The sequence below is a fragment of the Sphingomonas sp. Leaf25 genome (genome assembly GCF_001421635.1).
Classification (GTDB): Bacteria; Pseudomonadota; Alphaproteobacteria; order Sphingomonadales; family Sphingomonadaceae; genus Sphingomonas.
In genome coordinates this window covers 1,237-4,139 of the sequence record NZ_LMKU01000005.1, presented here as the reverse complement: position 1 = coordinate 4,139, position 2,903 = coordinate 1,237, and the positions used below count along the sequence as shown (strand labels likewise).

At 69.4% G+C, this 2,903-nt stretch carries 2 protein-coding genes and 1 CRISPR repeat array; both genes read left to right on the top strand.

The window, feature by feature from the left end; all coding sequences use genetic code 11:
• Positions 1 to 1,514 (top strand): IS21 family transposase (gene istA / locus ASE78_RS02670; protein WP_235514853.1); only part of this gene is annotated, 1,514 nt, incomplete at its 5' end.
• Positions 1,511 to 2,305 carry an IS21-like element helper ATPase IstB gene (istB, locus tag ASE78_RS02665; protein WP_056492916.1) on the top strand — a complete coding sequence of 265 codons (795 nt, stop codon included), beginning with the start codon at positions 1,511 to 1,513 and terminating at the stop codon, positions 2,303 to 2,305. The genes istA and istB, both read left to right, overlap by 4 nt.
• A gap of 110 nt (positions 2,306 to 2,415) precedes the next feature.
• Positions 2,416 to 2,871: direct repeats of the CRISPR family, unit length 29 nt; unit sequence GGCTCCCCCGCATGCGCGGGGATAGACCC.
• Positions 2,872 to 2,903: the final 32 nt, after the last annotated feature.

Below are 2,903 nucleotides of genomic sequence, written 5' to 3'. Positions count from 1 at the left end.
TCACCGACCAGCAAGTGAGGCTCTACATGAATGCCCGTCTGACCCGTCCGCAAACCACCGCTGCCGCCATGGCCGGCATCTCCGTCGCGACCGGCCGTCGCATCGAGCGCGACCCACGACCGCCATCGGCGCGCAAGGAGGCGCGCCGGTACCGCACGCGCACCGACCCGCTGGAAGGGCTGTGGGACGAGGTCGTCGTTCCCATGCTGAAATCAGCGCCCGGCCTGCGCCCGGTGACGGTGCTGGGTGAGCTGGACCGCCGTCATCCCGACCGGGTCACCCCGGCCATCCGGCGTACCCTGGAGCGGCGCATGCGCGCCTGGAAGGCGCTGCACGGCCCGGACCGGGAGGTCATGTTTCCCCAGACCCATGGCCCGGGCCGCATGGGACTTTCCGACTTCACCGACATGGGCAAGCTGGGCGTGTGCGTCGCCGGGGTACCGCTCGACCACCGGCTCTATCATTTCGCGCTGGTCTACTCCGGGTTCGAGCACGGTGAGGTCGTGCTGGGCGGGGAGAGCTACACCGCGCTGGCGACCGGGCTGTCGCAGGCACTCGCCGTCCTGGGCGGCGCGCCGCACGAGCACCGCTCCGACAGCCTGTCGGCCGCGTTCCGCAACCTGTGCAGCGACGACGCGCAGGATCTCACCCGCCGCTTCGCCGCGCTCGCGGCGCATTACGGCATGGTGCCGACGCGCAACAACCGCGGCGTCGCGCACGAGAACGGCGCCATCGAGAGCCGCCATGGCCATCTGAAGGACCGCATCGCACAGGCGCTGCTGCTGCGCGGCTCGTCCAACTTTGAGACCCTCGACGACTATCGCACCTTCGTGAGCGGCGGCGTCGCCGACCATAACCGGCGGCACGCCGACGCAATCGATATCGAGCGGGCGTATCTGCGCGCGCTGCCGCCTGCATCGCCGGCAACGTGGGACGAAGCCAGCGTGCGCGTCACCAGCTCGTCCGGCTTCTCGTTCCGCCACGCCTTCTACACCGTGCCTTCACGGCTCATCGGACATCGCCTGCACCTGCGCGTCCACGACGAGCGCATCGAGGCGTTCCTGGGAGCAGCGCTCGTGGTGACGCTGCCGCGCGGTCGCGCGCCGGCGAAGACGGCCGGGCGCACCACCACCCACGTCGTCGACTATCGTCACGTCATCGGCTCGCTGCGCGCGAAACCAGGAGCGCTCGCCGGCCTCAGCTACCGTGATGCACTGTGGCCACGCCCGGCGTACCGGCGGGCATGGGACGCGCTCAACGCCGTCAGGTCCGCGCGCGATGCCGGACGGACCATGGTCGGCCTGCTCGCGCTCGCCCACGACCAGGGCGTCGAGGCCGATCTCGCCGTCGCGCTCGACGCTATCCTCGATGCCGGCGGACTGCCCGACCTCGCCGATCTGCGCGCCCGCTTCATGCCCGCCAGTACGACCGTGCCATCCGTCCATGTCGAGATACCCAAGCCCGCCAGCTACGACCGGCTGCTGAGCGCGACCGCGATGGAGATGGCGGCATGACCCGCACCACCGACACCGCCCGCCTGCCGCTGCTCCTGACCGAGTTGCGCCTGCCCACCGTCGCCAGGCTGTGGCCCAGCATCGGCGACACCGCCGACACCGAGGGGTGGCCGGCCGCGCGGACGCTCGCCACGCTCCTCGAACACGAGGTCGCAGAGCGCGCCAACCGCCGCACCGCCCGGCATCTCGCCGACGCTCGTCTTCCTGCCGGCAAGACCCTCGACACCTTCGACTTCGCCGCCACCCCCATGGTCAGCCTCGCGCGTATCAACGCGCTCGCGGCCGGCGACAGCTGGCTCGACAGCGGCACCAACATCCTCCTGTTCGGCCCGCCCGGCGTCGGCAAGACGCACCTGAGCGCAGCGCTTGGCCATGCGCTCGTCGAGGCTGGACACCGCGTCCTGTTCACCCGTACCACCGACCTCGTCCAGCAACTCCAGACCGCCCGCCAGGAACTGCGCCTGGCGGCCGCCATCGAGAAGCTCGACAAATACCGCCTGCTCATCCTCGACGACCTATCCTACGTCCGGAAAAGCCAGGCCGAAACCTCCGTCCTCTTCGAACTGATCAGCGCCCGCTACGAGCGCCGCTCCATCCTCATCACCGCCAACCAGCCCTTCGGCGCATGGGACGACATCTTCCCCGACCCCGCCATGACCGTCGCGGCCATCGACCGCCTCGTCCACCACGCCATCATCCTCGAGATGAACACCGCCAGCTACCGGCAAAAAACCGCCCAGGCCCGCATCACCGACATCACCAGCAGCGCGGATCCATCACCTTCTAATTGACGCCGCGCGTCAATTAGCCGACCAACACATGCCCGCAGGCGCTCATCCTAATTGACGCGCTCCGCTGATCGTAATTGTCGCGCCATACTCGCCTGCATCAAGCTCTAATCGGCTCCCCCGCATGCGCGGGGATAGACCCGGCGAGCCTTTCGAGGCGGCGGCCATTCTCGGGGCTCCCCCGCATGCGCGGGGATAGACCCGACGCCGCGCGCGGCGTCATGGTGGCGACGGCGGCTCCCCCGCATGCGCGGGGATAGACCCAGCAAGGATCACGGGCAGGACGCCGCAAGCGAGGCTCCCCCGCATGCGCGGGGATAGACCCGGACATAACCGCCATCACGCACAAAAAAAGAGGGCTCCCCCGCATGCGCGGGGATAGACCCTGCTGGGCTTGCCGGGGCGTAGTGACGGTGTGGGCTCCCCCGCATGCGCGGGGATAGACCCCTGCCAGCCAGAGCATCAGCTATCCTTCGGCTGGCTCCCCCGCATGCGCGGGGATAGACCCCGGGTGTCCAGTACATCGATCGACGCATGGGCGGCTCCCCCGCATGCGCGGGGATAGACCCAGCGTCCACCGATCCCCAAGCGCCTCGAAAGG

Bases quoted from the DNA above. Each gene is read 5' to 3' on its own strand.
- istB (WP_056492916.1), top strand. From the start codon at position 1,511: ATGACCCGCACCACCGACACCGCCCGCCTGCCGCTGCTCCTGACCGAG.